Source organism: Streptomyces sp. NPDC028289, assembly GCF_055565975.1.
Window position 1 is genome coordinate 1,273,652 of the sequence record NZ_JBVHTI010000001.1, and the last position, 22,211, is coordinate 1,295,862.

21 protein-coding genes are annotated in these 22,211 nt (G+C 71.9%); 13 read left to right on the forward strand and 8 right to left on the reverse strand.

Annotated elements, in window-relative coordinates; all coding sequences use genetic code 11:
• Positions 1–3: 3 nt before the first annotated feature.
• A complete protein-coding gene (locus ACZ4UV_RS05560) occupies positions 4–1,518 on the reverse strand; it encodes an FAD-dependent monooxygenase (protein WP_451018976.1) in 1,515 nt (504 codons plus the stop codon).
• A gap of 142 nt (positions 1,519–1,660) precedes the next feature.
• On the opposite strand from ACZ4UV_RS05560, the gene ACZ4UV_RS05565 reads away from it, so the two are divergent.
• Positions 1,661–2,260, forward strand: a complete 600-nt coding sequence (locus ACZ4UV_RS05565; protein ID WP_390040006.1) for a TetR/AcrR family transcriptional regulator — start codon at positions 1,661–1,663, stop codon at positions 2,258–2,260.
• Positions 2,261–2,373: 113 nt separating this feature from the next.
• Here ACZ4UV_RS05565 and ACZ4UV_RS05570 read toward each other — a convergent pair whose 3' ends face one another.
• The gene (locus tag ACZ4UV_RS05570; protein ID WP_390040004.1) at positions 2,374–2,625 is read right to left on the reverse strand and encodes a hypothetical protein; all 252 of its coding nucleotides are present in this window, start codon (positions 2,623–2,625) and stop codon (positions 2,374–2,376) included.
• Between the two features lie 132 nt (positions 2,626–2,757).
• Between ACZ4UV_RS05570 and ACZ4UV_RS05575 the strand changes: the two genes are divergently transcribed.
• Positions 2,758–3,813 carry an SDR family oxidoreductase gene (locus tag ACZ4UV_RS05575; protein WP_467835915.1) on the forward strand — a complete coding sequence of 352 codons (1,056 nt, stop codon included), beginning with the start codon at positions 2,758–2,760 and terminating at the stop codon, positions 3,811–3,813.
• A 68-nt stretch (positions 3,814–3,881) separates the two neighbouring features.
• Here the strand turns inward: ACZ4UV_RS05575 and ACZ4UV_RS05580 are convergent, their stop codons facing one another.
• The 4 genes from ACZ4UV_RS05580 to ACZ4UV_RS05595 form a co-directional block, all read right to left on the reverse strand.
• A complete protein-coding gene (locus ACZ4UV_RS05580; protein ID WP_451018978.1) occupies positions 3,882–4,925 on the reverse strand; it encodes a helix-turn-helix transcriptional regulator in 1,044 nt (347 codons plus the stop codon).
• Positions 4,926–5,032: 107 nt separating this feature from the next.
• Positions 5,033–7,078: a 4-alpha-glucanotransferase gene (malQ, locus tag ACZ4UV_RS05585; protein ID WP_467835917.1), complete on the reverse strand. Its 2,046-nt coding sequence runs from the start codon at positions 7,076–7,078 to the stop codon at positions 5,033–5,035.
• The gene (locus ACZ4UV_RS05590) at positions 7,079–7,288 is read right to left on the reverse strand and encodes a hypothetical protein (protein WP_366364196.1); all 210 of its coding nucleotides are present in this window, start codon (positions 7,286–7,288) and stop codon (positions 7,079–7,081) included.
• Between the two features lie 343 nt (positions 7,289–7,631).
• Positions 7,632–8,189 carry a hypothetical protein gene (locus ACZ4UV_RS05595; protein WP_390039996.1) on the reverse strand — a complete coding sequence of 186 codons (558 nt, stop codon included), beginning with the start codon at positions 8,187–8,189 and terminating at the stop codon, positions 7,632–7,634.
• Positions 8,190–8,288: 99 nt separating this feature from the next.
• Between ACZ4UV_RS05595 and ACZ4UV_RS05600 the strand changes: the two genes are divergently transcribed.
• The gene (locus tag ACZ4UV_RS05600) at positions 8,289–8,987 is read left to right on the forward strand and encodes a TetR/AcrR family transcriptional regulator (protein WP_451018982.1); all 699 of its coding nucleotides are present in this window, start codon (positions 8,289–8,291) and stop codon (positions 8,985–8,987) included.
• 121 nt (positions 8,988–9,108) lie between these two features.
• On the opposite strand, the gene ACZ4UV_RS05605 is transcribed toward ACZ4UV_RS05600, so the two are convergent.
• Complete coding sequence (locus tag ACZ4UV_RS05605) at positions 9,109–9,645, reverse strand: HNH endonuclease (RefSeq protein WP_181805740.1); 537 nt, start codon at positions 9,643–9,645, stop codon at positions 9,109–9,111.
• Positions 9,646–9,997: 352 nt separating this feature from the next.
• On the opposite strand from ACZ4UV_RS05605, the gene ACZ4UV_RS05610 reads away from it, so the two are divergent.
• Together ACZ4UV_RS05610 and ACZ4UV_RS05615 are read left to right on the forward strand one after the other, a co-directional pair.
• Positions 9,998–11,101, forward strand: a complete 1,104-nt coding sequence (locus ACZ4UV_RS05610; protein ID WP_467835921.1) for a mechanosensitive ion channel family protein — start codon at positions 9,998–10,000, stop codon at positions 11,099–11,101.
• Between the two features lie 139 nt (positions 11,102–11,240).
• The gene (locus tag ACZ4UV_RS05615; RefSeq protein WP_451018983.1) at positions 11,241–11,876 is read left to right on the forward strand and encodes a Uma2 family endonuclease; all 636 of its coding nucleotides are present in this window, start codon (positions 11,241–11,243) and stop codon (positions 11,874–11,876) included.
• Between the two features lie 12 nt (positions 11,877–11,888).
• Here the strand turns inward: ACZ4UV_RS05615 and ACZ4UV_RS05620 are convergent, their stop codons facing one another.
• The gene (locus ACZ4UV_RS05620) at positions 11,889–12,425 is read right to left on the reverse strand and encodes a hypothetical protein (RefSeq protein ID WP_467835923.1); all 537 of its coding nucleotides are present in this window, start codon (positions 12,423–12,425) and stop codon (positions 11,889–11,891) included.
• 251 nt (positions 12,426–12,676) lie between these two features.
• Between ACZ4UV_RS05620 and ACZ4UV_RS05625 the strand changes: the two genes are divergently transcribed.
• From ACZ4UV_RS05625 to ACZ4UV_RS05660, 8 genes are all read left to right on the forward strand, one after another.
• Positions 12,677–13,504, forward strand: coding sequence for a hypothetical protein (locus ACZ4UV_RS05625; RefSeq protein ID WP_451018985.1), 828 nt, complete (start codon positions 12,677–12,679; stop codon positions 13,502–13,504).
• A gap of 249 nt (positions 13,505–13,753) precedes the next feature.
• On the forward strand, positions 13,754–14,965 hold the full coding sequence (locus tag ACZ4UV_RS05630; protein ID WP_390039984.1) for an ROK family transcriptional regulator: 1,212 nt from the start codon (positions 13,754–13,756) through the stop codon (positions 14,963–14,965).
• 65 nt (positions 14,966–15,030) lie between these two features.
• Positions 15,031–16,374 carry an ABC transporter substrate-binding protein gene (locus tag ACZ4UV_RS05635; RefSeq protein ID WP_451018986.1) on the forward strand — a complete coding sequence of 448 codons (1,344 nt, stop codon included), beginning with the start codon at positions 15,031–15,033 and terminating at the stop codon, positions 16,372–16,374.
• 2 nt (positions 16,375–16,376) lie between these two features.
• Positions 16,377–17,318, forward strand: coding sequence for a carbohydrate ABC transporter permease (locus ACZ4UV_RS05640; RefSeq protein ID WP_351495410.1), 942 nt, complete (start codon positions 16,377–16,379; stop codon positions 17,316–17,318).
• A 2-nt stretch (positions 17,319–17,320) separates the two neighbouring features.
• Entirely contained in the window at positions 17,321–18,214 is an 894-nt protein-coding gene (locus ACZ4UV_RS05645; RefSeq protein WP_451018987.1) for a carbohydrate ABC transporter permease, read from the forward strand.
• Positions 18,215–18,220: 6 nt separating this feature from the next.
• Positions 18,221–19,489: a 6-phospho-beta-glucosidase gene (locus ACZ4UV_RS05650; RefSeq protein ID WP_451018988.1), complete on the forward strand. Its 1,269-nt coding sequence runs from the start codon at positions 18,221–18,223 to the stop codon at positions 19,487–19,489.
• The gene (locus ACZ4UV_RS05655; RefSeq protein ID WP_467835926.1) at positions 19,480–20,451 is read left to right on the forward strand and encodes an N-acetylglucosamine kinase; all 972 of its coding nucleotides are present in this window, start codon (positions 19,480–19,482) and stop codon (positions 20,449–20,451) included. Before ACZ4UV_RS05650 ends, ACZ4UV_RS05655 begins: the two co-directional genes overlap by 10 nt.
• Positions 20,452–20,783: 332 nt before the next feature.
• Positions 20,784–22,199 (forward strand): hypothetical protein, encoded by a 1,416-nt coding sequence (locus ACZ4UV_RS05660; RefSeq protein ID WP_467835928.1) that lies wholly within the window; start codon positions 20,784–20,786, stop codon positions 22,197–22,199.
• Positions 22,200–22,211: the final 12 nt, after the last annotated feature.

Sequence of the window (22,211 nt, forward strand, 5' to 3'; positions counted from 1 at the left end):
CGGTCACCCGACGTGGGTGGCCAGCGCCTTCTCGATCTCCGGCGCCTGGGCGTTCTCGGCCGCCCAGGCCACGTAGCCGTCGGGGCGTACCAGCACCGTCGTACGACGGTCGCTCGCCCAGCGGGCCGCGGTCAGGCGGTCCGCGCGTTCCGCACCCGGGTCGTAGGAGCCCGGGGTGACGAGCACGAACCGGCCGCCGCGCAGGGCCTCGTAGAGGCGGCCGCCGCCGGCCAGGGCGAGGTCGGGGACGCGGGTGCCGGTGAGGCGGTGCGCGCCCCTGGGGGCGGGGTAGCGGTAGCCGATGCCGGTGACCTGGCCTACCGCCTTACGGCGGGCCGGGGCGAGGTGGTTGAGTGCGGTGGCGAGCGCGGCCCGCACGGGCAGCTGCCAGCCCTTGGCCATCGCGAGGCGGACGATCGCGCCGCTGCTGCGCAGCACTGTCCGGCCGACGGGGTGCCGTTCGCTCTGGTAGGTGTCGAGCAGGTCCGGGGCGGCGTGGCCGTGCAGCACGGCGGCGAGCTTCCAGCTCAGGTTGGCCGCGTCCTGGAGACCGGTGTTCATGCCCTGGCCGCCGGCCGGGGTGTGCACGTGTGCCGCGTCGCCGGCCAGGAAGACCCGGCCGACCCGGTAGCTGGGCGCCTGGCGCTCGTCGCTGTGGAAGCGGGACATCCAGCGGGCGTCGTGCATCCCGTAGTCCCGGCCCAGGGCGAGGCGGGTGATCTCCTTGACCTCGTCGAGGTCCACCGGCTCGTGGTCGGGGACGTCACGGCCGCGGTGCCAGCAGATGACCCGGTAATAGCCGTCGCCGAACGGCGCCAGGAACGCGAACGCGTCGCCGACCGCGGCGGCCGTCAGCAGCGTCTCGGGCCGCTCGGCGAGCAGCACGTCGGCGAGGACCACGGACCGGATCGCCGACCTGCCCGGGAACGGCAGCCCGACCGCCTCCCGCACCACACTGCGCATGCCGTCGGTGCCGACGACGTACGCGGCGCGCAGGTCCTCCCGGCCCTTGACGTGGACGGTCACGCCGTCCGCGTCCTGGGTCAGGCCGGTCACCTCGCAGTCGTTGCGGAAGTCGACGCCCGCCTCGGCGGCCCGGCGCTCCAGCACCTTCTCCACCTCGTACTGCGGGAGGACGAGGACGTGGTTGAAGCGGGAGGGAAGGGCGCCGAGGTCCAGCGTGAGCCCGTCGAAGAGGTTCATCCGGCTGATGGGCCGGCCGACGGCCTCGAGGTCGTCGGCGAGGCTCCGAGAAAGAGGCGCGCGCGCAGCGCGTCCGTTGAGGGTGGTGGTGGGCGACGGGCGGGCGTCGAGCTGCTCCAGGGCGCGGGCGTGCAGGACGAAGGCGCGGGAGAGGTTGCTGATCTTGTGGGGGCGCTTTTCGAGGAGGGTGACCGGGATGCCGGCGGCGGCGAGGTCACCGGCGAGGAGCAGGCCGGTGGGGCCGGAGCCGACGACGATCACGCGGTCGGTCTCGCCGGTGGTTACCGGGGCGGGGGTGCCAGTCGTGCCGTTCATGGAGGCCTCCTGGATGCCTGCACTCGTTTGCCAACACCCGATGACCAACGCTCGTTGGCCAACGCTTGTTGACAAGCCTAGGGCGCACCTTTTTCGCAGTCAACACTTGTTGGCCCACACCTGTTGGCCTACGCTCGTTGGCATGACCGGCACTCCCAGTGGACACACAGGCCCGGCGAACGGCCCGGCGGCGCGCCGCTCCGACGCCAGCCGCTCCGCCATTCTGGCCGCCGCCCGCGAGCGCTTCGCCGCCGACGGCTACGAGCGCGCCACCATCCGCGCCATCGCCAAGGACGCCCGCATCGACCCGTCGATGGTCATGCGCTACTTCGGCAGCAAGGACGGCCTCTTCGCGGCCGCCGTCACGCTAGACCTGCGGATGGCCGACGTGTCGCAGGTGCCGCGCACCGAGGCCGGGCGGGCACTGGTGGGCCACTTCCTGGACATCTGGGAGGCGAACGAGGAACTCACCGCGGTGCTGCGGGTCGCCGTCACCAACAAGGCGGGGGCGGAGCGCCTGCAGGACATCTTCCGGGAGCAGGTGGTGCCGGTGGCGGCGCGGGTGTGCCCGGACCCCGAGCAGGTGGTGACGCGGGCGGGGCTGTGCGCCGCGCAGCTGCTGGGGCTCGCGCTGACCCGTTACGTGTTGCGGCTGCCGCCGGTCGCGGCGCTGGCGCGCGAGGAGATCATGGCGTGGCTCGCACCGACCGTGCAGCGGTATCTGACCGCGCCGAGCCCGTGAGCGACGCGCCGAGGGCGCCGGTCGGCCGCCGTACGTGCGGTACGTACGGGAGCCGACCGGCGCCCTCGGTGGAACAGGTGGGGTGCGGCAGCTGGGGCAGGAAGGCCTCGGGCCTACGCCTTGGCCTTCGGCTTGGTGACCCGGACCTTGGACTTGTCCAGCACCATCACCAGACCCGCGATGACCGCGAACAGCACGAGCGGGGTCAGGACGTAGAGACCCAGCGTCTGGACGACGCTCAGGCCCTTGCCGGGGTCGTCACCGTCGTCACGCGTGAGCGCGAGGGCGGGCGACGACATGAGCAGCATCATCAGCGTCGTACCGGCAGCCAGGGCGCCGGCGCGCAGGGCGTTCTTCTTGTCCACGAAGCCAAAGTTAGCTGGCCCATCCGGGTGGCGCGCGTCCGGGGTACCCGTAAGCCGTCCTCGCCCGGCGCACGGGAAGATCTCCGGAAAAGGGTGACGGGAACTGTCACCTTTGGCGGGCACCGTGGTGCCATGGACAAGGACCTCAGCCCCCAGGGCATCGGCAGGCAGGGCAGCGGCACGCAGGGCAGCGGCACGCAGGGCAGCGGCACGCAGGGCAGCGGCACGCAGGGCAGCGGCACGCAGGACGTCGGCAGGCAGGACATCAACCGCGAAGGCCCGCTCGCCGGCCGGATCGCGCTCGCCACCCGGGGCGCCGGACGTGCCCTCGCCGTGGAACTCGGCCGCGCCGGCGCCACCGTCCACGTCACCGGCCGCACCACCCGCGAGCGCGCCAGCGAGGTCGGCCGGACCACGGAGACCATCGAGGAGACCGCGGAACTGGTCACCGCGGCGGGCGGCACCGGCATCGCGGTCCCCACCGACCACCTGGACCCGGACCAGGTCCGGGTCCTGGTCGAGCGGATCGGCCGCGAACAGGGCCGGCTCGACATCCTCGTCAACGACCTCTGGGGCGGCGAACACCTGCTCGTCGGCTCCGTCTTCGGCAAGAAGAGCTGGGAGACGCCGCTCGCCGACGGCCTGCGCATCCTGGACCTCGGCGTGCGCTCGCACGTGATCACCGCGGCCCTCGCCCTCCCGCTCCTGGTCCGGTCGGACGCGCCGCTGCACGTGGAGGTCACCGACGGCACGGCGGTCTCCAACCGCCGTTACCGCGAGAACCTCTACTACGACCTCGCGAAGAACGCCCCGATCCGCATCGCCTTCGGGCTGGGTCAGGAGCTGGCGGAGTACGGGGGCACGGCGGTCGCCGTCACGCCGGGTTTCCTGCGCTCGGAGCAGATGCTCGCCCATTTCGGCGTGACCGAGGAGAACTGGCGCGACGCCGTCGCCCGGGACCCGCACTTCGGCGTCGCCGAGTCGCCGTACTACCTCGCCCGCGCGGTCGCCGCGCTCGCCGCCGACCCGGACCGGGCCGCCCGCTGGAACGGCAGGTCCACCTCCAGCGGGGAGCTCGCCAGGACCTACGGCGTGCGGGACGTGGACGGCAGCCGGCCGGACGCCCTGGCGTACTTCGAGGAGGTCGTGTTCGGCGGGAAGGCGGGCTCACCGGACGACTACCGCTGATCCACCGCCGATCTCCCGCTTGGCCTGCCGCTGATCCACCGCCGCCCTGCCGCTGATCCACCGCCGGTCTACCGCTGCCCGTCCGGTTCGGCGCCGTACACGGCGGCCAGGGCGCGCGCGTGCTCGCGGAAGCGGGCGCGCAGGCCCGCCGGGGCCAGTACCTCCACGTCCGCGCCCAGCCCGGTCAGCTGGCCGAAGGCGACCTCCTCGGACTCCATCGGCAGGTCGACCGTGACCCGCCCGGCGGCGTCCGGCGCGGTCGCGGACGCGGAGGCCAGCGCGGCGGCCACGCCGGCCGGGTCCGCCACGGCGGGCAGCCGGCGCAGGCCGGTCCCGGTCAGCCGCACGGTGACGGTCGTGCGCAGCAGCGCCCGGGCGAACCCGGCCGCGTGGGCCCGCCAGTGCGCGGCCAGGTCGAAGGACGGGTCGCGGACGAAGGGTTCGCCGTCGCCGGGAGCAGGGGAGAGTGCCGTGACACGGTCGACGCGGTACGTCCGCCAGGCGCTGTCCCGGCCCGTCGTCCGCTCCTCCGGGACCCGCCCGACGACGTACCAGACCCCCGCTTTCAGGACGAGCCCGTACGGCTCGAGCAGGCGGGTCACCGTGCGGGGCGGTGCGCCGTCCCGGCCCGGCCGGGCGTAGGCCAGCTCGACGGTGCGGTCGGACCACACGGCGCGGGCCAGCTCCGGGAGCAGCTCCGGCGCCGACGGCTCGCGGAACCAGGCCGGGGCGTCCAGGTGGAAGCGGCGCACCGACGACTCGGCCGCCGCGCGCAGGGAGGGGAGCAGGGTGGCCGACAGCTTCAGCCGGGCGGTGTCCGCCGCGTCCGACAGGCCCAGATCGCGCAGGGCCGTGGGCAGACCGGAGAGGTAGAGCGTCTCCGCCTCGGTGGGATGCAGCGTGGTGAGCCGGGTGCGGTGGCCGGGCGCCAGGTGGTAGCCGCCCGCGCGGCCGCGCTCGGACCGGACGGGAACGCCCGCCTCCTGCAGGGCCTGGACGTCACGGATCACGGTGCGTCTGGAGACGTCCAGCTCGCGGGCGAGGGCGTCGGCGGTCAGGCCGGGACTCGACTGGACGAGAAGCGCCATGCGGATCAGGCGGGCGGCACGCATTCCTCAAGGATCGTGGACCGGCGCCCCGAACGGTTTCCGGCCCCCGGCCGCCCGACGCCGGGGACCGGGGCCGGGGACCCGGGCCGGGGACCGGGGCCGGGTCGTCGTCACGCCGTGGACGGGCCGTCCGTGTGCAGGGTGCGGAACAGCGCCCGTACCCGCTCCGAGGCCGTCAGCTCCTCCAGGGTCACGGGGCGGCCCTTCGTGTCGGCGATCGGGAGGCGCCAGTTCGGGTACTGGTCCCAGGTGCCGGGGAGGTTCTGGGGGCGGCGGTCGCCGACGGTGTCCGGGAGCCAGACGCCGATCATGCGGGCCGGGGTGCGGAGCAGGAAGCGGTGGACGGCCCGGATCTCGGCCTCCTCGTCGCCGGACTCGGACGCGGCGAGCAGGCCCAGGCGGGTCAGCAGGGCCAGCCACTCCGCGGTGTCGGCCGCCGCTTCGGCCCGTTCCTCCGCCGGCGGGCGGGTGAGCAGGCCGAGGCGGTCGCGGATTTCGACGTGTTCGCCGGTGAGGCGGGCGGCGGTGGGCGGCAGGTCGTGGGTGGTGGCGGTGGCGAGGCAGTCGGCGCGCCAGCGTTCCGGGGGCAGCGGGCGGGCGTCGCCCGCCCAGTCCCGTTCGAACCAGAGCACGGACGTGCCGAGCACCCCGTGGCGCTGGAGCGTCTCGCGCACCCCCGGCTCCACCGTGCCCAGGTCCTCCCCGATCACCACCGCTCCGGCGCGGGTCGCCTCCAGGGCCAGCAGGGCGAGCATGGCCTCGGCGTCGTAGCGGACGTACGTGCCCTCCGTCGGCGGCCGGCCCTCGGGCACCCACCACAGCCGGAACAGGCCCATCACGTGGTCGATGCGCAGGGCGCCCGCGTAGCGGAAGAGGGCGCGCAGGAGTTCGCGGAAGGGGGCGTGGCCGGAGGCGGCGAGGCGGTCGGGGCGCCAGGGCGGCAGGCCCCAGTCCTGGCCGCGGGCGTTGAAGGCGTCGGGCGGGGCGCCGACGGACATCCCGGCGGCGAAGTGGTCCTGCTGGGCCCACGCGTCGGCGCCCGCGGGGTGCACGCCGACGGCGAGGTCGTGCACGATCCCGACGGGCATCCCGGCCTCGCGGGCGGCGCGCTGGGCGGCGGTGAGCTGGGTGACGGTGAGCCAGGCGAGGCGGGCGTGGAAGCCGACGCGGTCGGCCAGGTCGGCGCGGGCGCGGGCGGTCTCCGGCGAGCGGGGGTCGCGCAGGGCCTCGGGCCAGCGGTGCCAGTCGGAGCCGTGCCGCTCGGCGAGCGCGTACCAGGTGGCGTGGTCCTCCAGGGCCTGCCCCTCCTCAGCGCGGAAGGCGTCGTAGGCGGCCTGCCGGCCGGGGGTGAGCGGTGCGGCGGCCGCAGTCTCCAGCGCCTCCCGCTTCAGCTCCCACACGGCGTCCCGGTCGATGAGGGCGCCCTGGTCGAGGACGGCGGAGCGCAGGTGCCCGGCGCGGTCCGCGGCGGAAGGGTCGGCGGCGTACTCGGGGACGGCCTCCGGCCGCAGGTGCACCGGGTCGGGGAACCGGCGGGAGGAGGGCCGGTAGGGCGACGGGTCGGTAGGGGCTCCGGGTACGGCCGCGTGCAGGGGGTTGACCTGGACGAACCCCGCGCCGGCCGTGCGCCCGGCCCAGTCGGCAAGCTCGGCGAGGTCGCCGAGGTCGCCCATGCCCCAGGAGCGGCGGGACAGGAGCGAGTAGAGCTGGACGAGGATCCCGTACGAGCGGCCGGCCGGGGTGGGCAGCCGCACGGGGGCGACGACCAGGTGGGCGCGGGCGGTACGGCCGTCGGGGGCGGCGGCGGTCAGCAGGTGCACCCCGGGCGGCAGGCCCCGCACGTCGTCCCGGCTCTCCCCGTCCTCCGTCCGGACCTGAAGGCGGGTGCCGGCGGGCAGGCCGAGGGCGATCTCGCCGGTGCCCGACCAGTGGACGACCGTCGGCGGCAGCAGCCGCCCGGCGAGTTCCCGTTCCCGGTCGGCGAGGGCGGCGCGGACGGCCTCCGGGCCGCTCGCGTCGACGCCCAGGGCGCCCAGCGCGGCGGTCACGGCACCGGCGGAGGCGGCGACCGTGCGGTCCGGGGCGGGGCTGTAGGAGGTGGCGACGCCGTGCAGCTCCGCGAGCCGGCACAGCCCCGGGTCCAGGGCTTCGTTCATCTACAACCCCGGCTCGCTGGTCAGCGGCACCGCGTCGGCCAGCGGCGGCTCACTGGTGAGGGGCTCGGCGTCGGGCAGCGGCGGCTCACTGGTGAGCGGGGCCTCGGCGCAGGCGCTCTCGGCGCTGAACACGCACAGGTGGGGTTCCTCCTCGGTCCGCACCGGGGGTTTGAACTGGGCCGGGATCGGATGATGAACCGTTGCGGCCACGGCGGCCTCCTCGTCTGACGTCGGGTACGGCGGCGAATGCCGGGTCAGAGGAGCCCTACCCCGTCGTCGCGAGGGCACGCGTGACGGCCGGACCGCGCGCCGCGAACCGACCGCGTCCGGGTGATCGACAGGAGACGGTGTGAGCCCCCTCCGCCCCACGGGGGGCCGCCGGGAGGACGACGCGCGGACGGCGACGCGACGCTGCGGCGGGCCGCCCTCGGTGAAACCTCCGACGGCACTGAACGCCGTCCGCCGCACCGGCCTGCCCGCCGAGCCGGACCCCGACGCGCAGGTCACGACTCGCGCGCCGCGCCCGGTGGGAGCGATCCTAGGCCGGTACGGGTCAGCTCCTGGAGGTCGGGCGGGACAGGCGGACCGCCGAGACGAGGAAGAAGATGCCGCCGAAAGCGGCGTAGCCGGCGAGGACGGTCAGCGAGGGGTCGTCCTGTGCGGCGCTCCGGATGAAGGACGCGCCGGCGAGGACGGAGATGCCACCGCTGAGGATCATGGCCCACTGGCCCCCCAGCGGCCGGCGCGCGACGCCCACGAGGAGCTGGACGAGGCCGGAGACGACCGCCCACGCGCCCCAGACACGCAGCACGTCGGCGACGCCCGAGGTGCCGGCGACCGCGAGGCCGACGGCGGCGAGCACGCTGACGGCGATGTTGGCATACAGGCCCTTGAGCGGCCCGGCGGCGCGTGCCGACCTCGCGTCGACGACGGCCGCGGCCACGTCGAAGGCGGGATAGACGACCAGCAGCAGCTTGGCCCCGGCGGTGAGCCCTGAGCCGGACACCAGCAGGAGCGCGGCCCACGCGGCGGCGAAGACGAAGCGGACGACGTACAGCCGGCGCAGGGCGGACGTGGCGGCGAGGGGCTCGGCGGAGGCGGTGGATGCCATGGGTTCTCCAGTGACTACAAGGCAGGTAGAACGCTCTTTCTCGTTTGACCCTGGCACAGGCTCTCCACGAAAACAAGAGAGAGCGTTCTACCCGCTATCATGGACGGCATGACGAAGACGGAAGCCGGCCCAGGCACCGGCAGGCGAGTCTCCGCGGCCCGGGAACGGCTCCTGAGGACCGCCGGGCAGCTCTTCTACGCGGAGGGCATCCACACGGTGGGCGTCGACCGCCTGGTCGCCGAGTCGAAGGTCACCAACGCCACCTTCTATCGCCACTTCCGCAGCAAAGAAGACCTCGCCGTCGCCTACCTCGACAGCGTCGACCAGGCGATCCGCACCCAGATCGGCTCCCTGACGGCCGCGGACATGCCGCCCGACGGCATCCTGCGGGGCATAGGCGCGTCCCTGGTCGAGCAGATCCGCTCACCCGGTTACCGCGGATGCGCCTTCCTCAACGCGGCAGCGGAGTTCCCCGACCCCGACCACCCGGTCCACCGTGCCGTCGTGCGGCACCGCGCATGGTTCCTGCAGACGGTCACCGGACTGTTCGCCGGGATCACGGCCGCACAGGCCGAGCACGCCGGGCGGCACTTCGTCATGCTCCGCGACGGCGCGATGAGCGCCGGCTACCTCGGCGACCCCGTCCTCGCCGGCGAGACCCTGCTGCGCGGTATCGAAGGACTGCTGCGGGTCCACACCGCCCGCGGGCTCGACGAGCCCGCCTCCCCCGCACCCGGCCAGGCCGCCCCGGCGGCCACGACGGCCTCCCGCATCGAGTGCTCGCCGCCCGGCGCGTGACGTACGAGGCGAGCGCGTCGCGATCGTCCAGGTGAGCCGGCCCGGTCGCGGGGCGCCCCGTGCACGACGAAGGGCCCCGTGGCCGAACGGGCAGCCACGGGGTGTGCGAAGGCCCGGATCGTCAGGCGGAGATGCCGTCGATCCGGGCCAGGGCGTCGTCCGCGCCGTACGGCTGCAAATAGGGCAGCCAGCGCGGATCCCTATGGCCGGTCCCGATGATGCGCCAGGCCAGGCCGGTGGGTGGGGCCGGTTTGTGACGCAGCCGCCAGCCGATCTCGAAGAGATGGCGGTCGGCCTTGACGTGGTTGCAGCGGCGGCAGGACGCCACCACGTTGTCCCAGACGTGCTGACCCCCGCGACTGCGCGGGATGACGTGGTCGACGCTGGTTGCGACGCCACCGCAGTACATGCACCGGCCCCCGTCGCGCGCGAAGAGCGCCCTTCGGGTGAGAGGAACGGGCCCCCGGTAGGGAACCCGCACGAATCGCTTGAGCCGGACCACGCTGGGTGCGGGGACTGTGACGGTTGCGCTGTGCATATAGGCGCCCGATTCCTCCAAGGCGACAGCCTTGTTCTCCAGGACGAGGACGAGCGCGCGGCGGAGCGGTACGACGCCGAGCGGCTCGTACGACGCGTTGAGGACCAGGACATGCGGCACGGGGGCCTCCTTGGGCGTCGGCGGCGCGTGGCTCGCGCCGGGACGATCTGTGGCCAGTCTCCCCTCCTGCCAGGTGGACGCGCCACCATCTCCCGGTAACGGGCTGGGAGTGTTTTCGACCACACCGCATTCATCCCCCGCACGCACCCCGTTTCAAGCGGGCCTGTTCAAGCGGTGGCGAGAAGCGGGCGTGAGCGCGGTCTCTCCTTCTCGTATCGGCAGGGCCCACACACAATGCCCCGTTAGTGTGGTGGTCCTGTCCGTCCGGTGACCTTTCCGTGACCTTGAACGCCGTACCCGACCCTGATCGCCGTACCGGAGGGCAGCACCGCACCGCCTGGAGGTACCCGCCGTGTCCTTGCCCGCCGTCCTACTGGCCGCCGGTTCGTCGCCGTCGCCGACCCCCTCGGGTTCGTCGACCCCGGCGGTGCCCACGCTCCAGGACGCCCAGGAGAGCGCCACCAACGCCGCGAGCTGGGTCGAGCAGAACTGGTCGACCTGGCTGGCGATAGGTCTGAAGGTGCTGCTGATCCTGGTGATCGCGGTGGTGCTCAGAAGGGTCGTGCTCCGGGCCATAACCAAGCTCATCGACCGGATGAACCGGACCGCCGAGTCCGCGGAGGGCACGACCCTCGGGGGGCTGCTGGTCAACGCCGAGCGGCGGCGGCAGCGGTCGCAGGCGATCGGGTCCGTGCTGCGCTCGGTGGCGAGCTTCGTGATCCTGGGCACGGCCGCGCTGACGGTGCTGTCCGCCTTCCAGATCAACCTCGCCCCGCTGCTGGCCTCCGCCGGTGTCGCCGGTGTCGCGATCGGTTTCGGCGCCCGGAACCTGGTCACCGACTTCCTGTCCGGCGTGTTCATGATCCTGGAGGACCAGTACGGCGTCGGCGACTCGATCGACTCGGGCGTCGCCTCCGGCGAGGTGGTCGAGGTCGGCCTGCGCGTGACCAAGCTGCGCGGGGCCAGCGGCGAGATCTGGTACGTCCGCAACGGCGAGATCAAGCGCATCGGGAACCTCTCGCAGGGCTGGGCCACGGCGGGCGTCGACGTCACCGTCCGGGCCAACGAGGACCTGGACCGGGTCCGCGCAACCCTGGACGAGGTCGCCGAGAAGATGTCCAAGGAAGAGCCCTGGAACGAGGTCCTGTGGAGCCCGATCGAGGTGCTCGGCCTGGACTCCGTGCTCATCGACTCGATGGTGGTCCGCGTCTCCGCGAAGACCATGCCGGGCAAGGCGCTGACCGTCGAGCGCGAGCTGCGCTGGCGGATCAAGCGGGCGTTCGACGCGGCGCACATCCGCATCGTGGGCGGCGAGACGGCCGTACTCCTGGACGAGGAGACCCCCGACCGCGCGGCGGGGGTGGCGGCGCCGTCGGTGTTCGCCGACTCGGACTCGCCGCAGGTGGCGGCGACGGCCCCGATCGCTTCGCCGCGGTCCGCGTCTGCGGGGAGGTAGAGGGAGCGGAACGGTTCAGCACGCTCGTTCGAGTGAACGGCGGGGCATTCCGGCGTCTTACGACGCCCGGGGTGCCCCATCGTTCTGCCGGGGCACCCAGCGCGGGCTTAGCCTGGCATCAGCGTGAGGAGAACCAGGGATGAGCGCCGAGCCGATCATGGAGACGGTCATGGAACCGGTCGTGCCGCAGGTGGACCCCATCGACTTGCTGATCTCGTTCGAAAAGGCGGCTGCACCGATGCCGATTCGAGCGGAGTACCTCGAGGAGACGGGCATCGTGCCGCCCCAGCCTGACGCCGAACACAGCGACGTCGTCGCACAGCTCTTTCTCCAGCTCAACAGCGCAGGGTTCCCCCTCGCGGGTTTCGGGATGGGCTTCCGCGCCGCACACAAGGACGGCCGGACCCAGGCCCTGCTCGTCCCGGACTTCTACGTCCGCCACCGCAAGGCCACGGACTTGGACGAGGCATACGCCAAGACCCACAAGGGCTGGTACCCGATCGACATGCTCGGCCTCGTGGGAGAAGTGACGTCTACGAATCACGAAACGGACACAGGCCCCAAACTGCGCATCTATGCAAACTCCGGCGTCCCTGTCTATGTACTGATTCACCGCAAGAAGCAGGAGGCCTACTGTTTCTACAACCCCGAATCCACAGGCGACGATCTCACCGCAGGTCGCTACCGCGGACAGGTGACGGTCGTCCTCGGCTCCCCCCTCCGCCTCCCGGCCCCCTACCCCACCCTCGACACGACCCCCTTCCTCGACGAGTGAGCAGTCCTCGGCTCAGCGACCTTCGAGCGTGCGCACTATCTGGCAGAGCGCGATGAAGGCGGCGCCCCGGAAGACGACGACGTCGACCCCGAGACGTCGGCCGGCGCGGACCTCGACGTGGGCCTCCCCCGTGGACTCGACGTAGGTGACCGTCCCGTCGGCGGACGCCCGGCTCCGGAACGGGCGCCACCGGAAGCCGACCGGGTTGCCGCCGCCGACCTCGGACGCCCGCCGGGCCACGCCCAGTTCGACACGGACGCGGGAGAGCGGGATGCCGGTGAGGGTGTGCGTCTGGGTGCCGTTCAGGGCGTTCGCGGAGACCTCGATGCGCAATCCGCGCGCGACACGCACCAGCGAGCGGGTCCGCCAGGCCGCCCACAGCAGGGAGAGCAGCAGCCACACCGCCACGATCTGGGCCGCCTCGCCCAGGGCCCGCCAGGCGAAGCCGTCGTCGATGAGAGCGACGCCGCACACGATGATCGCCAGGGCCGCGAAGTCGGCGCAGGTGCTCCGCAGCAGCCGTACGAACAGCCCTCTTCGGGGGGTCATATTCAGCCGCCGTTCTCCAGGTCGGTGTCGGGATCGCAAGAGCAGGAAGCCGCGCGAAGGGCCCGCTTGACCAGGAATGACGAAGATCGTGACGCAGCCGTGATCACGAAGCGGCCCCCGGACGGATTCAGACGATCTTCACAGGTCCCCCGGATTCTCCCCGCAACCGCGATGATCTATGGTCAGCCCACTACGGGTCCTTGTTCTGGAGCGCGACGTCGCCCGGGGGCCCGTCTCGAATGTGGGGAAACATGAGAAAGCTCGCCATAGGCACCGCCCTGTCCGGCGCCCTGGCCCTGGCCGGCATCGCGGCCCCCGCCGCCTCCGCGGCCACTCCGAACCTGGTCTTCTCCGACGTGACCGTGAACAAGGGCAAGGCGATCGTCGTCGGCACCACCAAGACGGTGAACGTGCCGGTGACGTACACCCTGACCCGGCCCGCCGATCTGGTCATCGACAACACGAAGACGTTCGCGGCGGTGATGCTCTACCGCGGCACGCTGAAGTCGCTCGCCAACGAGCTGGACCCGGAAGTCATGCCCGTCTGCACGACGACCGCCACCACGGACACCACGGTCACCGAGAGCTGCACCGAGACCATCCCGGTCGACCCGCGCGGCTACCTGTACGAGGCCGCGGACGCCACCACGTGGAAGGCCGGGGGCCTGTACGCCCACTTCGACGCCACGGCCTCGGACGACTTCCTCAGCACCGAGTCCGACGTGGCCATCTGGGGCAACCTGACCACGGCCAAGGTGCAGCGCGCCGCCAAGCTGACGGCCGACGCCTCGCCGGAGCCGGTGGCCAAGGGGAAGACGATCACCGTCAAGGGCAAGCTGACGCGGGCCGACTGGGACGCCATGGCGTACAAGGGTTACTCGGGGCAGAAGGCGGTCCTGCAGTTCCGTGCCGAGGGCAGCGAGACCTACACGAACGTCAAGGGCATCACCTCCGGCACCGGCGGCGCCCTGTCCACCACGGTGAAGGCGTCGAAGAGCGGCTACTACCGGTACGTCTTCGCGGGTACGACGACCACCGCGGCGGCGAAGGCCACCGGGGACTACATCAAGGTGAAGTGACGCTTCCGCTCCTGCGGCGTACGCGCGGCAGGGCCCGTCCGGATCACTCCGGGCGGGCCCTTCGCATGTCCAAGCCCAGGTAACGACTGGGTTGCCGCCCCGGCGGACTATTGACGCCCTCCTTCCGGCGGCCTACGTTTTCCAGCCAACAGGAAACTTTCCTAACAGTGATCAAGCCGGTCACCCGGCTGGACCGGAGGTCCGGGTCACTGGGAAACTGAGCGGCTGGAAAGGCAGGTGTCGAACCCCATGGCAGGAACCGCCGGTACGCCGGGCACCCCGCGCGTTCTGCGCGCCATGAACGACCGCGCCGCACTGGACCTGCTGCTGGAGCACGGCCCGCTCTCGCGCACCCGGATCGGCAAGCTCACCGGCCTCTCCAAGCCGACCGCCTCCCAGCTGCTGGCCCGCCTGGAGGCGGCCGGGCTGGTGCTGGCGACCGGCACCAGCGAGGGCCGGCCGGGCCCCAACGCCCAGCTGTACTCGGTGAACCCGGGCGCGGCCCACGCCGCCGGACTGGACGTCAACCCGGGCCGGATCCGGGCCGCCGTCGCCGACGTCACCGGCCGTACCGTCGGCGAGTACGAGCTGCCGACCCCCGGCCGGCGCTCCGCGCAGTCCGTCGTACGGCAGGTCACCGACGCCCTCGACGGCGCCGTGAAGGCGGCCGGGCTGGCCCGGGACGACGTCCACCGCGTCGTCGTCGGCACCCCGGGCGCCTTCGACCCCAACACCGGCCGGCTGCGGTACGCCTCGCACCTGCCCGGCTGGCACTCCCCCGCGCTGCTCGACGAGCTCGCCGCCGCGCTGCCGATGCCGGTCGAGTACGAGAACGACGTCAACCTCGCCGCCATCGCCGAGCAGCGGCTCGGCGCGGCCCGCGGCCACGGCGACTTCGTGCTGCTGTGGAACCAGGAGGGCCTCGGCGCCGCCCTGGTCCTCGGCGGCCGGCTGCACCGCGGCTGGACCGGCGGCGCCGGCGAGGTCGGCTTCCTGCCGGTGCCGGGCACCCCGCTGGTCCGCCAGGTCACCAAGGCCAACAGCGGTGGCTACCAGGAACTCGCCGGTTCGCAGGCCGTGCCCCGGCTGGCGCGCGAGCTGGGCATCGAGGACCTGCCGGCCGGGCCGTACGACGAGGTGGCCGCCGAGCTCGTCGCGCGCGCCGCCGACCACGCCACCGGGCCCTACCACCAGCTGCTGCGGACCTACGCGACCCGGCTCGCCACCGGTCTCGCCTCCCTCGTCTCCGTCCTCGACCCCGAACTCGTCGTCCTCAGCGGCACCGCCCTGACCGCCGGCGGCGAGGTGCTGCGCGCCCTCGTCCAGGCCGAACTGGAGGAGCTGGCGGCGGCCCGGCCACGGCTCGTCGTCGGCGACGTCCGTCAACACCCCGTGCTGCGCGGCGCGCTGGAGAGCGCGCTCGCGACCACTCGCGACGAGGTCTTCGACACCTCGCGCTGAGCCCCCTCAGACCCCCGCACAGCCAGTCCTTCCCACGCTCACCGCCCGCCCCGGGAGATCTCGCCATGCCCATACCCTCCGCTGCCCGAAAGACGGCTTTTGCCCTGACCGCGGCGGCCAGTTCACTGGCCCTGCTCACCGCCTGTACCGGCCAGTCCTCCTCCGGAGCCGACGACGACGCCTCCGCGAACACCACCATCAACTTCTGGCACGCCTGGAGCGCCCCGAACGAGGTGAAGGCGGTCAACGCGCTGATCGCCGGCTTCGAGAAGGCGCACCCCAACATCCACGTCAACGTCGTCAGCAACATGACCGACGACAAGATCAACCAGGCGCTGCGCAGCGGCGGCGACAAGGCCCCGGACGTCATCTCGTCGTTCACCACCAACAACGTGGGCAAGTTCTGCTCCTCGGGCGCGCTGGTCGACCTGAACCCGTTCTTCAAGAAGTCCGGGATCGACCCGACGACGACGTTCCCGAAGGCGATGAACGAGTACACCCAGTACGACGGCAACCGCTGCTCGGCGCCGCTGCTCGGTGACGCGTACGGCCTCTACTACAACAAGACGGCGTTCAAGAAGGCCGGCATCACCAGCCCGCCGAAGACCTGGACCGAATTCCAGTCGGACGCCAAGAAACTGACGATCAACCAGGGCGACAGCTACAAGCAGCTCGGTTTCATGCCGGACTACCACGGCTGGGAGACCACGACCGAGCACTACGCGGCACAGTTCTCGCCGACGTACTTCACCTCCGACGGCAAGTCGAACATCGCCAAGGACCCCGCGTTCACCGAGGCGTTCACGCTGCAGAAGAACCTGGTCGACGAACTCGGCGGATTCCAGAAGCTGGAGAAGTACCGGGCGACGCTCGGCGACGAGTGGGGCGACAAGCACCCCTTCCAGACCGGTCAGGTCGCCATGCAGCTCGACGGCGAGTGGCGGCTCGGCATGGCGCTCGCGACCAAGCCGAAGTTCGACATCGGCGTCGCCCCGCTGCCGGTACCGGACGACCAGGTCGCGCAGTACGGCAAGGGCTACATCACCGGCACGATCGCCGGTATCGCCGCGAACAGCAAGAAGCAGAACGCGGCCTGGGAGTTCGTCAAGTACATCACCACGGACACGGACGCGGTGGTGAACTTCTCCAACGCCATCCACAACGTGCCGTCCACGCTGGCGGCACTGAAGTCCCCGAAGCTGAAGTACGACCCGCGCTTCAAGACCTTCCTGGACATCGCCGCCAACCCGAACTCCACGACCTCTCCCGCCTCCATCAACGGCGGTGTGTACCTGGCGACGATCCAGAACTTCGGATACGACTACGAGAGCGGCAAGGTCAAGGACCTGAAGTCCGGTCTGGCGGCCACGGCCAAGCAGATCGACACGGACATCGCGCAGGCCAAGTAGCGATGAGCACCATCACGTTGGCGTCGAAGCGCCGCCGGTCGGCGCTTCGCACGGTCGCTTTCATGTCGCCCTGGCTGATCGGGTTCGCGGTCTTCTTCGCGTACCCGCTGATCTCCACGGTCTATTTCTCCTTCATGCACTACGACGGCTTCAAGGCGCCGACGTGGACCGGCACGAAGAACTGGACGTACGTCTTCGAGCACTACCCGTACTTCTGGCCCGCGCTGCGCAACACCCTGTGGCTGGTCATCGTGATGGTGTCGCTCCGGGTCGTCTTCGGACTCGGCGTCGGCATGCTCATCACGAAGATCAAGACGGGTACGGGGGTCTTCCGGACCCTCTTCTACCTGCCCTACCTGGCCCCGCCGGTCGCGGCGACCATGGCGTTCGCGTTCCTGCTCAACCCCGGTACCGGACCGGTCAACTCGATCCTGGAGAAGGTCGGCATCCCGGCCCCGGGCTGGTTCAACGACCCGTCCTGGTCCAAGCCGGCCCTGACCCTGCTCGCGCTCTGGGGCGTCGGCGACCTGATGGTCATCTTCATGGCCGCACTGCTCGACGTGCCGAAGGAGCAGTACGAGGCGGCGGAACTGGACGGCGCGTCGGCCTGGCAGCGCTTCCGCTTCGTCACGCTGCCCAACATCTCGCCGATCGTGATGTTCGCGGTCGTGACGGGTGTCATCCAGACGATGCAGTACTACACGCAGCCGCTCATCGCCGGAAAGGTCGCCTCGGGTGTCATCCAGGGCGCGGGCACGCAGTTCGAGCCCGGCTATCCCGAGAAGTCGACGCTGACGCTCCCGCAACTGGTCTACAACCTCGGCTTCCAGCGCTTCGACTACGGCTCCGCGTGTGTCGTCGCCCTCGTGCTCTTCGCCCTGTCCATGGTGTTCACCGCGTTCCTGATGCGGCGCCGGGGCGGTCTCATCCAGGCAGGTGACTGACGATGACCCAAGTGCTGGACCGGCCGGCGGAACTGAAGGCCCCGGTGTCCGAGGCCGAACGCACCGCCCGCCGCAAGGCGTTGCTGAACTGGGTGGCGGTCCACTCCCTCGGCGTCGCCGCCGCCCTGTTCTTCACCCTCCCCTTCGTGTTCGTGTTCCTGACCTCGCTGATGAGCGACAGCCAGGCACTGAGCCGGGACCTGATCCCGCACACCTGGGAGTGGGGCAACTACAAGAAGGTGTTCGACACCCCGGGCTTCCTGACCTGGTGGAAGAACACCCTGATCTACGCGGGCCTCGGCACCGTCCTGACCGTCGTGTCCTCGCTCCCGGTGGCGTACGCGCTCGCCAAGTTCCGCTTCCGGGGCCGCAATCTGTCGCTCATGCTGGTGATCTCGATGATGATGCTGCCGCCGCAGGTCGTCATCATCCCGATGTACCTGTTCTGGGCGAAGCAGCTGGACCTCTCCGGCACCCTGTGGCCGCTGATCGTGCCGATGGCGTTCGGCGACGCGTTCTCCATCTTCCTGCTGCGCCAGTTCCTGATGACGATCCCGAACGAGTACCTGGACGCGGCGAAGGTGGACGGCTGCGGCGACCTCAGGACGCTGCTCAGGGTGGTCATCCCGATGGCGAGGCCGGGCATCGCCGCCGTCGCCCTCTTCCAGTTCTTCTACGCCTGGAACGACTACTTCGGCCCCCAGATCTACGCCTCGGAGAACCCGGGCGCCTGGACCCTCTCCTACGGCCTGGAGTCGTTCAAGGGCATGCACCACACCGACTGGAACCTGACCATGGCCGCGACCGTGCTGGTCATGGCCCCCGTGATCCTCGTCTTCTTCTTCGCCCAGAAGGCGTTCGTCGAGGGCGTCACGCTCACCGGAGTGAAGGGTTAACCAAGCATGAAACTCACTGTGGTCGGCGGAGGCTCGACCTACACCCCCGAACTCATCGACGGCTTCGCGCGGCTGCGGGACACCCTGCCCATCGAGGAACTGGTGCTGGTCGACCCGGCTGCCGAACGCCTGGAACTGGTGGGCGGACTGGCCCGCCGGATCTTCGCCAAGCAGGGCCACGACGGCCGTATCGTCACCACCTCGGACCTGGACGCGGGCGTCGAGGGAGCCGACGCGGTGCTGCTCCAGCTGCGCGTCGGCGGGCAGGCGGCCAGGCAGCAGGACGAGACCTGGCCGCTGGAGTGCGGCTGCATCGGTCAGGAGACCACCGGCGCCGGCGGCCTCGCCAAGGCCCTGCGCACGGTGCCCGTGGTCCTGGACATCGCCGAACGCGTCCGCCGTGCCAACCCGAACGCCTGGATCATCGACTTCACCAACCCGGTGGGGATCGTGACCCGTGCCCTGCTCCAGGCCGGCCACAAGGCGGTCGGGCTGTGCAACGTGGCGATCGGCTTCCAGCGGAAGTTCGCGAACCTGCTCGGTGTCACGCCGTCCGAGATCCACCTGGACCACCTCGGCCTCAACCACCTCACCTGGGAGACGGCGGTCCGCCTCGGGGGCCCCGAGGGCGAGAACGTCCTGCCCAAGCTGCTCGGGGAACACGGCGACACCATCGCCGCCGACCTCAAGCTGCCGACGTCCCTCCTCGACCGCCTGGGCGGCGTCATCCCGTCCTACTACCTGCGCTACTACTACGCGCACGACGAGGTGGTGCGGGAGCTGCGCACCAAGCCGTCCCGGGCCGCCGAAGTCGCGGCGATGGAGAAGCAGTTGCTGGAGATGTACGGCGACCCGGCCCTGGACGAGAAGCCGGAGCTGCTCGCCAAGCGGGGCGGCGCCTACTACTCGGAGGCGGCGGTCGACCTGGCAGCGGCACTGCTCGGCAGCGCCGGGAACCCCTACCAGGTGGTCAACACCTACAACGGCGGCACACTGCCGTTCCTCCCCGACGACGCGGTGATCGAGGTCCAGGCGGCGGTGGGCCCGGCCGGCCCGAGGCCCCTGCCCGTCCCGGACGTCGACCCGCTGTTCGCCGGGCTCGTCGCGAACGTGACGGCCTACGAGGAGCTGGCCCTGGAGGCGGCCCTGCGCGGCGGCCGGGACCGCGTCTTCCGGGCGCTGCTCGCCCACCCCCTGGTCGGCCAGTACGAGTACGCCGACGCCCTGACCGACCGACTGATCGCGCACAACCGGGAGCACCTCGCGTGGGCCTGACCGCAAGTGTCCTCGCCATCGACGCGGGCAACAGCAAGACCGACGTCGCGGTGGTGGCGGCGGACGGCGAGGTCCTCGCCACGGCCCGGGCCGGCGGCTTCCGGCCGCCGGTGGTGGGCGTGGAGCAGGCCGTGGACGAGGTGGCCGGGGCGGTCGCCGAGGCGTACGCCGCCGCCGGGGTCACCTCGGCCGCCCACGTCTCGGCGTGCCTGGCCAACGCCGACTTCCCCTTCGAGGAGGAGCAGCTGGCCGCCGCGCTGGCCACGCGCGCGTGGGGGGCGACGGTGGAGGTCCGCAACGACACCTTCGCGATCCTCCGGGCCGGTGTCACCGAGCCGCGCGGGGTCGCCGTCGTCTGCGGCGCCGGCATCAACTGCGTCGGCATGCGCCCCGACGGCCGCACCGCCCGCTTCCCCGCGCTGGGCCGCATCTCCGGTGACTGGGGCGGCGGTTGGGGGCTGGCGGAGGAGGCCCTGTGGCACGCGGCCCGCGCGGAGGACGGCCGCGGGGAGGGTACGGCCCTGGCCCGCGCGCTCCCGGCGTACTTCGGGTACGACAGCATGCTCGCGCTGATCGAGGCGCTGCACCGGGAGGAGGTCGAGCCCGCCCGGCGCCACGAGCTGACGCCGGTGCTGTTCGCGACGGCGGCCGACGGCGACCCGGTGGCCCGGGCGGTCGTGGACCGGCTGGCGCAGGAGGTGGTGGCCATGGCGGTGGTCGCGCTGACGCGCCTGGATCTGCTGGACGAGGAGACGCCGGTGCTGCTGGGAGGCGGTGTGCTCGCGGGCGGGCATCCGCAACTCGACGACGGAGTGCGGGAGTTGCTGGCGGCGCGGGCACCGAAGGCAGTACCGAGGGTGGTGACGGCGCGGCCGGTGCTGGGCGCTGCGCTGCTGGGGCTGGACGTGGTCGGGGCGGGGGTGGCTGTGCAGGAGAGGGTGCGGGCGTACTTCGAGGGGTGACCCGGGGCGGGGGCGGGGGGGGACGCTTACCGGCGCTTGCAGGGTGCCGCTGCGCCCACCCGTGCCGCCCTGCGGCACGCCTGCCCGCAGCTATGTAGGACGCGGCTGAGGAGCGCCCCGTCAGGGGCGCGGGGAACTGCGCGAGCAACCCCCCGCCCACCCGCACCCCGCGACGATGCAACACCACCCCCTAGGAACCGAACCGATGCCCCCGGCGTATTCATGGGCAGGGGTTCCGCTGCGATCCGATCAAGATCCAGTGAAGGCCGGTGCCGAATGTCAGTCCGGGCGGCGATACTGGGCGGCGACCGGATGACCATGGGGGAGGTCACGTGACACACCCGCCGACGAAAAGCGCGGCACCGCCAGGCGCGGGCGCAGCCCTGCCCGCGCAGCGGACCGGCTCCCCCACGCCCGAGGCGGCGCCCCCACGCCGCCGCTCCGCGTTCGCGGAGGGCGCCGAGCAGCTGCGCGCCGCCGCCACCACCGAGCCCGGCCGGCTCCGCGTCATCGGCGCCGTCCTCGCCGTGCTGATCGTCGCCTTCGGGGCCGTCACCGCCTGGCAGATGACCGACCGCGCGGCCGCCGCCGACGACGTGCTGCACCGCAGCCAGCCGCTGAGTTCGGGCGCCGCCGACATCTACCGTTCGCTGGCGGACGCCAACACCACGGCTTCCAGCGGCTTCCTGGCGGGCGGTCAGGAGACGACCGCCTCCCGCGCGCGGTACGAGAAGGACATCCGGACCGCCGCCGCCAAGCTGGTCACCGCCGCCGCCAACTCCGAGCCCGGCTCGCCCTCCGAGGCGGCCATCGCGAAGCTGAACACGCTGCTGCCGGAGTACAAGGGGCTGGTCGAGCGGGCCCGGGTGTACAACCGGCAGGGCTACCCGGTCGGCGGCGCGTACCTGCGGTACGCGAACGAGAAGATGCAGCAGGAGATGCTCCCGGCGGCGCAGGACCTCTACACGAAGGAGAACGCGCGCCTCGCCTCCGACTACTCGGACGCGACCCCGTACCCCTGGGCGGCGATCGTCCTCGGCCTCCTCGCGCTCGCCGCGCTCGCCTGGGCCCAGCTGCGCCACTACCGCCGGACCAACCGCCTGCTGAACCACGGCCTGGTCGCGGCCTCGGCGGCCACGGTCGTCACGCTGCTGTGGCTGGTCGTCGGCCACACCCTCGCCCGCGCCGGCCTGGACGGCTCCTACGACCACGGCGTCCGCTCGCTGAACGTGCTGCACGACGCCCGGATCGCCTCCCTGAAGGCGCGCGGGAACGAGAACCTGAGCCTGGTGGCACGCGGCGCCGAGACGGTCACGGTCGGCGGGCAGACGTACGACGCGTACTACTACGACTTCGACAAGGACATGACCGCGCTCGGCAAGGGCCTCACCGAGGCCGCGGCGCTCGCGGACGACAAGGCCGGCAGCAAGCCCGTCGTGGCGGCCGAGGGGAACATGAAGGTGTGGAAGGAGCGGCACGCCGACGCCCGCACCGAGGACGAGAACGGCGACTACCAGGCGGCGCTGGACAAGGTGATAGGCACGAAGGACGCGACCGCCGAGTGCTTCGACAGCGTCGACACGAACCTGAAGAACGCGCTGGCGTACGAGGAGACCCAGTTCAGGGAGCGGGCCACCGACGGGCGGGACGCGATGTCCGGACTGCCCATCGGAGCCGCCATGCTGGGGGTCGCGGCGGCGGCCGGCGCGCTGTTCGGCATCGGGCGCAGGCTTTCGGAGTACCGGTGAGAGGGGGCGTGA

What these genes read in the sequence shown, in the direction of transcription:
- ACZ4UV_RS05630 (WP_390039984.1), top strand. Translation starts at nt 13,754, where the DNA reads ATGGCAGGAACCGCCGGTACGCCGGGCACCCCGCGCGTTCTGCGCGCC.
- ACZ4UV_RS05645 (WP_451018987.1), top strand. Translation starts at nt 17,321, where the DNA reads ATGACCCAAGTGCTGGACCGGCCGGCGGAACTGAAGGCCCCGGTGTCC.
- ACZ4UV_RS05565 (WP_390040006.1), top strand. Translation starts at nt 1,661, where the DNA reads ATGACCGGCACTCCCAGTGGACACACAGGCCCGGCGAACGGCCCGGCG.
- ACZ4UV_RS05620 (WP_467835923.1), bottom strand. Translation starts at nt 12,425, where the DNA reads ATGACCCCCCGAAGAGGGCTGTTCGTACGGCTGCTGCGGAGCACCTGC.
- ACZ4UV_RS05560 (WP_451018976.1), bottom strand. Translation starts at nt 1,518, where the DNA reads ATGAACGGCACGACTGGCACCCCCGCCCCGGTAACCACCGGCGAGACC.
- ACZ4UV_RS05635 (WP_451018986.1), top strand. Translation starts at nt 15,031, where the DNA reads ATGCCCATACCCTCCGCTGCCCGAAAGACGGCTTTTGCCCTGACCGCG.
- ACZ4UV_RS05650 (WP_451018988.1), top strand. Translation starts at nt 18,221, where the DNA reads ATGAAACTCACTGTGGTCGGCGGAGGCTCGACCTACACCCCCGAACTC.
- ACZ4UV_RS05595 (WP_390039996.1), bottom strand. Translation starts at nt 8,189, where the DNA reads ATGGCATCCACCGCCTCCGCCGAGCCCCTCGCCGCCACGTCCGCCCTG.
- ACZ4UV_RS05640 (WP_351495410.1), top strand. Translation starts at nt 16,377, where the DNA reads ATGAGCACCATCACGTTGGCGTCGAAGCGCCGCCGGTCGGCGCTTCGC.
- ACZ4UV_RS05580 (WP_451018978.1), bottom strand. Translation starts at nt 4,925, where the DNA reads ATGCGTGCCGCCCGCCTGATCCGCATGGCGCTTCTCGTCCAGTCGAGT.
- ACZ4UV_RS05615 (WP_451018983.1), top strand. Translation starts at nt 11,241, where the DNA reads ATGAGCGCCGAGCCGATCATGGAGACGGTCATGGAACCGGTCGTGCCG.
- ACZ4UV_RS05575 (WP_467835915.1), top strand. Translation starts at nt 2,758, where the DNA reads ATGGACAAGGACCTCAGCCCCCAGGGCATCGGCAGGCAGGGCAGCGGC.
- ACZ4UV_RS05625 (WP_451018985.1), top strand. Translation starts at nt 12,677, where the DNA reads ATGAGAAAGCTCGCCATAGGCACCGCCCTGTCCGGCGCCCTGGCCCTG.
- ACZ4UV_RS05600 (WP_451018982.1), top strand. Translation starts at nt 8,289, where the DNA reads ATGGACGGCATGACGAAGACGGAAGCCGGCCCAGGCACCGGCAGGCGA.
- malQ (WP_467835917.1), bottom strand. Translation starts at nt 7,078, where the DNA reads ATGAACGAAGCCCTGGACCCGGGGCTGTGCCGGCTCGCGGAGCTGCAC.